Here is a 7,255-nt window from a genome sequence, read left to right on the forward strand (position 1 = left end):
CTACGCCGGGCGCAGCCAGACCGTCGCCAGGGGCGGGAGGGTGATACGGACGCTCGCCCCCCGGGCGTGCCACGGCGTCGGCTCCGCCTTCACCGGGTGCGGCGTCGTGACATCGCTCCCCCCGTACGACGCCGCGTCCGTGTTCAGGACCTCCCGCCAGGCCGGGAAGTCCTCGGGGACGCCCAGCCGGTAGTCCCGGCGGATCACCGGGCTGAAGTGGGAGACGGCCAGCAGGGGCGTGCCGTCCGCGTCGAAGCGCAGGAAGGCCAGGACGTTGTCCTCGGCGGCGTCCCCCGTGATCCAGGAGAAGCCGGACGGGTCGGTGTCCCGCTGCCAGAGGGCCGGGGTACCGCGGTACACGGTGTTGAGGTCGCGGACCAGGTCGCGCACCCCCCGGTGGTCCGCCTCCGCCCCGTACGCCGGGTCGAGGAGCCACCAGTCGGGGCCGTGCGCCTCCGACCACTCCGCCCCCTGGGCGAACTCCTGCCCCATGAACAGGAGCTGCTTGCCGGGGTGGGCCCACATGAAGCCCAGATACGCGCGGTGGTTGGCGCGCTGCTGCCACCAGTCGCCCGGCATCTTCGACACCAGGGAACGCTTGCCGTGCACCACCTCGTCGTGGGAGATGGGCAGGACGTAGTTCTCGCTGTACGCGTACACCATCGAGAACGTCATCTCGTTGTGGTGGTGCTTGCGGTGCACCGGCTCCTTCGCCATGTAGCCCAGCGAGTCGTGCATCCAGCCCATGTTCCACTTCAGCCCGAAGCCGAGGCCGCCGAAGCCACCCGGCCCGACGTGATGGGTGGCGCGGGTGACGCCGTCCCACGCGGTGGACTCCTCGGCGATCGTCACGACCCCCGGCACCCTCCGGTACACGGTCGCGTTCATCTCCTGCAGGAAGGACACCGCGTCCAGGTTCTCCCGGCCGCCGTGCTCGTTCGGCGTCCACTGGCCGGGCTCACGCGAGTAGTCGAGGTAGAGCATGGACGCGACGGCGTCCACGCGCAGCCCGTCGATGTGGTACTCCTCGCACCAGAACAGGGCGTTCGCCACGAGGAAGTTGCGCACCTCGCGACGGCCGTAGTCGAACTCCAGCGTCCCCCAGTCGGGGTGCGCGGCCCGCGCCGGGTCCTGGTGCTCGTACAGCGGTCGCCCGTCGAACTCGGCCAGCGCCCAGTCGTCCCGCGGGAAGTGCGCCGGCACCCAGTCCATCAGCACACCGATCCCGGCCCGGTGCAGTGAGTCGACCAGGTACTTGAAGTCGTCCGGGTCGCCGAGGCGGGCCGTGGGCGCGTAGAACCCGGTGACCTGGTAGCCCCAGGAGCCGCCGAAGGGGTGCTCGGCGATGGGCAGCAGCTCGACATGGGTGAACCCGAGGTCCTTGACGTACGCCGGGAGCTGCTCGGCGAGCTGCCGGTACGTGAGCCCGGGGCGCCACGACGGCAGGTGGACCTCGTACACGGAGAACGGCGCCTCGTGCGCGGGGACCTCCGCCCGCCGTGTCATCCACTCCTCGTCGCCCCACTCGTAGTGCGACGCGTGCACGACGGACGAGGTGTTCGGCGGGACCTCCGTACGGCGGGCCAGCGGGTCGGCGCGCAGCGTCCTCGTACCGTCCGGCCGGGTGATCTCGAACTTGTACAGCTCACCCTCGCCGATCTCCGGCACGAACAGCTCCCACACCCCGGAGGAGCCCAGCGCGCGCATCGGATAGCCGGTGCCGTCCCAGAAGTTGAAGGTCCCGGCCAGCCGTACGCCGCGCGCGTTCGGCGCCCACACCGTGAAGCGGGTGCCGGTCACGCCCTGGTGGGTCATCGGCCGGGCGCCGAGCGCCTGCCACAGCTCCTCGTGACGGCCCTCGTTGATCAGATGCAGGTCCAGCTCCCCGACGGCCGGCAGGAAGCGGTAGGCGTCCTCGGTCTCCTGTGTGTTCCCCTCGTACGTGATCAGCAGCCGGTACGCCTCCGGCACATCCCGCAGCGGCAACAGCCCCGAGAAGAAGCCCTCCCCGTCGTCGTGCAGCTCCGCCCGCAGCGAGCCGGCAACGACGGTCACCCCCAGCGCGAACGGCCGGAACGCCCGGAACACCACGCCCTCCGCCACCGGATGCGCCCCCAGCACGGCGTGCGGCTCGTGATGGGTACCGGCCAACAACCGCTCCCGATCACCACCGTCCACGGAGGGGGAGAAGGCCGACCGGGCCGGGGAAGCCGACTCGGCCGTGGCGGCGGCCGGCTGTTCGGCGGCAGCAGACTCCGCCGGCCTCGGCGTGGCGGCCGCCGGTTCGGGCAGTACCGCTGCTCCTTCGGTCCGCCGGGCCGCCGGGGCCGCTGCCGGGTTCTCCAGCTCCTCCGCCGGCCGTACCACCCCGACCGCCTCCCTGGCGGCCTTCTGCGGGACGGCCTTCTCGGCCGCCGCCTTCTGCGCCACGGCCTTCCTGGCCACGGCTTTCTTGGCCACGGCTTTCTTGGCCACCGCCTTCTTGGTCACGGCTTTCTTGGTGACCGCCGTCTTGGTGACCGCCTTCTTCGCGGGCGCCTTCTTCGCGGGCGCCTTCTTGGCAGGAGTCTTCTCGGCAGTGGTCTTCGACCCGCGGGCCTTGGCAGTGGTCTTCGAAGCCGGCGTCCCGGGGTCCGACGTCTTCGAAGCCTTGGCTTCGGCGGCGGCTTTAGCGGCAGCCGCCGTCTCGCCGGCGGCGGCGCTGGTGTCCGGAGCCTTCTTCGCCGCCGGAAGCCTTCTGGCGGCGGCCTTCGCGGCAGCTGCCACCTTGTCGGCGCCGGCCCCGGCGCCCGGGGCCTTCTTCGCCGGGGCCTTCTTCGCAGCGCTCCTCCGAGCCGGCGCCTTCTTCGCCGGGGCCTTCTCGGCCGGTGCCTTCGCCGCCGCTGTCCTCCCGGACGCGTCCGCGCCGGCGGTGGCCGCCACCTCCTTCGCCGCTGCCTTGGCCACGGTGGCCTTCCCGACGGGGCCGGCCTCTCCGGCCGGGGCCGGGCCGTCCGCCGCCTTCGCGCCGGCGGCCTTCGTCGTCCTCTGGGCCGGGACCTTCTTCGCGGTCCTCGCCGTGGTCGCGGCCTCGGAGGCCGTCGTGGACTTCGCCGTCGTCCCCTTCGCCGTCGTCTTCTTGGCCGAGGTCTTTTTCGTGGCCGTCTTCCTGGCAGCCGTCTTCTTCACCGGGGCGGGCCCCTCGGCGTCGCTGCCGGTGTTCTGCGTGCTGTCGTCGGACGGCGGGCGGGGAGTCACAGGGACGGCCTCCTCGGCGGGTTGTGCAGGGGTGCGAGCGGTGGGCGGAGCTGGTGCTCGGCCCTCGGACGGGGCGACACCGGGTCAGGTCAGGCGATGGCCGGCCCGGTGTCGGTGGCCAGGCGGTGGACCGCCGCCATCGGCACCGAGAGCCAGTCGGGCCGGTGCCGGGCCTCGTAGAGGACCTCGTACACCGCCTTGTCGGTCTCGTAGGCACGCAGCAGCACGGGGTCGGTGCGCGGATCCGCACCCGACACGTCCGCGTAGCCGGAGCAGTACGCGGCCCGGCAGGCGGACGCCCAGTCGGTGGCGGGCGGACGGAGGGAGTGCGCGGCGTAGTCGAAGGAGCGGAGCATCCCGGCGACGTCGCGGGCGACGGGCTGCGGCATCCGGCGCTCGGCCAGCGGCTTCGACGGCTCACCCTCGAAATCTATGAGCGACCACTCGCCCCCGCCGCTGTGCTCCGCGCCGGCCTCGACGGGTGACCTCAGACACTGGCCCAGATGCAGGTCGCCGTGGATGCGCTGGGCCGTCCAGGTGTGGCCCTCGGCGCCCAGGTCGGCGAGGGCCTGGAAGGCGCTGCGCAGCCCGGGGGCGTACGGGCGCAGGGCCGGTACCGCCTGCGCGGCGGCCTCCAGGCGCTCGGACATGCCGTCGACCAGCGAGTCCAGTTGGGGCCGGGCGAGGGTGACCGTGGGCAGGGTCTCGGCCAGTGCCGCGTGGACCTCGGCGGTGGCCCGGCCCAGCGCCCGCGCCTCGCCGGTGAAGTCCTCGCCCTTGGCCAGCATGCTCAGCGCGAGCTCCCACCCGTCCGCCGCACCCTTGAGGTACGGCTGGAGCACCCCGAGGACATGGGTCTCCGGCGCGGCGGACGTTCCCAGCTCGGCGATCATCCAGGCGGCGGGCGCGGGCACCCGGGGGCACTGCGCGCGCGACAGCATCAACGGGAGTTCGAGGTCGGGGTTGGCGCCCGGCACGACCCGGCGGAACAGCTTGAGAATGAACGTATCTCCGTAGACCACGGAGGAGTTGGACTGCTCCGACGTCACCAGCCGGGCGACGAGTCCCTCGGGCACGGCCAGCCGCGAGTCCCGGGAGCAGCGCAGATCCCCTATGCGGGCCTGGGTCCGGAGCGCTTCGAGGAGGACGTCGGCGAGGCGCGGGTCGTGCAGCGCCTCGTACACCGTCCGTCCGGCCAGCGGCCCCTCGGTGACGTGCCCGATGAGCGCGGGCGCCAGCCGCGGCGGGAGCGTCTCGCGCACGCCCAGCAGCAGTTGGTAGCAGTCCCCGGGCGGGACGGGGGCGCCCTGCGACGGCACCAGTGGTTGATGGGCGCGGACGAGGAGATGCAGCAGCCCGGCCCTGGAGCCGCCCGACCGGGAATCCTCGGGCCGGCCACCCACCGGCAGCAGTTCGGTGGCCGCCACCAGCCCGAACCCCGTGACCGGCCGTCCCTTCCCCGCGAACCAGCGCTGCCGTGGCAACCACTCCCGCAGCAGCGGCTCCAGCGAGGTGAGCAGCTCCGGCACCGGTGGTGCGGCGGGCAGCGGACCAGGACTTGTCGCAGTGGAGTGCGTGGCGGCTTCCGACATGGCGTCGCGTCCTTTCCCCGGGGGGCGGGGGGTTCCTGTTTGCGTGCCCCGGGCGGGCCGGGGGAAACCGGCCCGCCCGGGGGTTCCGGTCGGTTACACGGCGTCCTTCCGCAGGCGGAACCAGTAGAAGCCGTGGCCCGCGAGGGTGAGGAGATAGGGAAGTTCACCGATGGCGGGGAAGCGCACGCCGCCGATGAGTTCGACGGGGTGGCGTCCTTCGTAGGCGCTCAGGTCGAGTTCGGTGGGCTGCGCGAACCGGGAGAAGTTGTTCACGCACAGCACCAGGTCGTCCCCGCTGCCCCCGGTCGAGGGAGCCTCCCGCAGATACGCCAGCACGGCCGGGTTGGACGACGGCAGCTCGGTGTAGGTGCCGAGCCCGAACGCCGGGTTCTGCTTGCGGATCTCGATCATCCGGCGGGTCCAGTGCAGCAGCGACGAGGGCGAGGACATCGACGCCTCGACGTTGGTGACCTGGTAGCCGTAGACCGGGTCCATGATCGTGGGGAGGAACAGCCGCCCCGGGTCGCTGGAGGAGAAGCCCGCGTTGCGGTCCGGGGTCCACTGCATCGGGGTGCGGACGGAGTCGCGGTCACCGAGCCAGATGTTGTCGCCCATGCCGATCTCGTCGCCGTAGTAGAGGATCGGCGAGCCGGGCAGGGACAGCAGCAGGGCGGTGAAGAGTTCGATCTGGTTGCGGTCGTTGTCCAGCAGGGGGGCGAGCCGCCGCCGGATGCCGATGTTGGCGCGCATACGCGGGTCCTTGGCGTACTCCGCGTACATGTAGTCGCGCTCTTCGTCGGTGACCATCTCGAGGGTGAGCTCGTCGTGGTTGCGCAGGAAGATGCCCCACTGGCAGTTCGAGGGGATCGCGGGGGTCTTGGCGAGGATCTCCGAGACGGGGTAGCGCGATTCCCTGCGGACCGCCATGAAGATCCGGGGCATGACGGGGAAGTGGAACGCCATGTGGCATTCGTCGCCGCCGCTGCTGTAGTCGCCGAAGTAGTCGACCACGTCCTCCGGCCACTGGTTCGCCTCGGCCAGCAGCACCGTGTCGGGGTAGTGGGCGTCGATCTCCTTCCGGACCCGCTTCAGGAAGTCGTGGGTCGCCGGAAGGTTTTCGCAGTTGGTGCCCTCCTGCTGGTACAGGTACGGCACCGCGTCCAGACGGAAACCGTCGATGCCCAGGTCCAGCCAGAACCGCAGCGCCGAGATCATCTCCTCCTGCACGGCCGGGTTCTCGTAGTTGAGGTCCGGCTGGTGGGCGAAGAAGCGGTGCCAGAAGTACTGCTTGCGGACCGGGTCGAAGGTCCAGTTGGAGACCTCGGTGTCGACGAAGATGATGCGGGCGTCCTGGTACTGCTTGTCGTCGTCGGCCCAGACGTAGTAGTCGCCGTAGGGGCCGTCGGGGTCCTTGCGGGACTCCTGGAACCACGGGTGCTGGTCGCTGGTGTGGTTCATGACGAAGTCGATGATGACGCGCATGCCGCGCTGGTGGGCGGCGTCGACGAACTCCACGAAGTCGGCGAGGTCGCCGAACTCGGGGAGGACCGCGGTGTAGTCGGAGACGTCGTAGCCGCCGTCGCGCAGGGGTGACTTGAAGAAGGGCGGGAGCCAGATGCAGTCGATGCCCAGCCACTGCAGATAGTCGAGTTTCGCGGTCAGGCCCTTGAGGTCGCCGATGCCGTCGCCGTTGCTGTCCTGGAAGGAACGGACGAGGACCTCGTAGAAGACGGCGCGTTTGAACCACTCCGGGTCCCGGTCCTTCTGCGGCGTGTCCTCGAAGGTGTCGGGAACGGGCTCGTTGACGATCATCGTGTGGGTGACCCCCCGATCTGCGGGTTGGACGGTCGCAGGACGGTCAGTACGTGTGCGGGCGCGCGGCCCGGTTCGAGACGTACGTAGTTGCTCCTGCCCCAGGTGTAGACCTCGCCGGTGAGCTCGTCGCGCACCAGCACCGACTCGTGCCAGTCGAGGCCGAGTCGCGGCATGTCCAACGAGACCGTGGCCTCCTGGGTGTGGTGGGGGTCGAGGTTCACGACCACCAGAACCGTGTTCGAACCCGCACGCTTCGAGTAGACGATCACCGCTTCCTGGTCGGCGTGGTGGAAGTGCAGGTTCCGCAGCTGTCGCAACGCCGGGCTGCGCCGCCTGATCTCGTTGAGCTTGGTGATGAGCGGGGTGATGGTGCGTCCCTCGCGTTCGGCGGTTTCCCAGTCGCGGGGGCGGAGTTGGTACTTCTCGGAGTCGAGGTACTCCTCGCTGCCGGGTTTGAGGGGGGTGTTCTCGCACAGTTCGTAGCCGGAGTAGACGCCCCAGGTGGGGGAGAGGGTCGCGGCGAGGACGGCGCGGAGTTCGAAGGCGGGGCGGCCGCCGTGCTGGAGGAAGGCGTGCAGGATGTCGGGGGTGTTGACGAAGAAGTTGGGCCG

3 protein-coding genes and 1 pseudogene are annotated in these 7,255 nt (G+C 70.9%); all 4 read right to left on the bottom strand.

Annotation, left to right across the window (positions count from 1 at the left end):
* Entirely contained in the window at positions 1-3,237 is a 3,237-nt protein-coding gene (gene glgB / locus AC067N_RS28320) for a 1,4-alpha-glucan branching enzyme (RefSeq protein WP_478681700.1), read from the bottom strand.
* An 89-nt stretch (positions 3,238-3,326) separates the two neighbouring features.
* The gene (locus AC067N_RS28325; protein WP_478681701.1) at positions 3,327-4,829 is read right to left on the bottom strand and encodes a maltokinase N-terminal cap-like domain-containing protein; all 1,503 of its coding nucleotides are present in this window, start codon (positions 4,827-4,829) and stop codon (positions 3,327-3,329) included.
* A 93-nt stretch (positions 4,830-4,922) separates the two neighbouring features.
* Complete coding sequence (gene treS / locus AC067N_RS28330) at positions 4,923-6,641, bottom strand: maltose alpha-D-glucosyltransferase (protein ID WP_478681702.1); 1,719 nt, start codon at positions 6,639-6,641, stop codon at positions 4,923-4,925.
* Positions 6,638-7,255 (bottom strand): annotated as a pseudogene (locus AC067N_RS28335) (alpha-1,4-glucan--maltose-1-phosphate maltosyltransferase); the annotation flags it as partial. The gene treS and the pseudogene AC067N_RS28335, both read right to left, overlap by 4 nt.

The sequence above is a fragment of the Streptomyces sp. NPDC042364 genome, assembly GCF_056437585.1.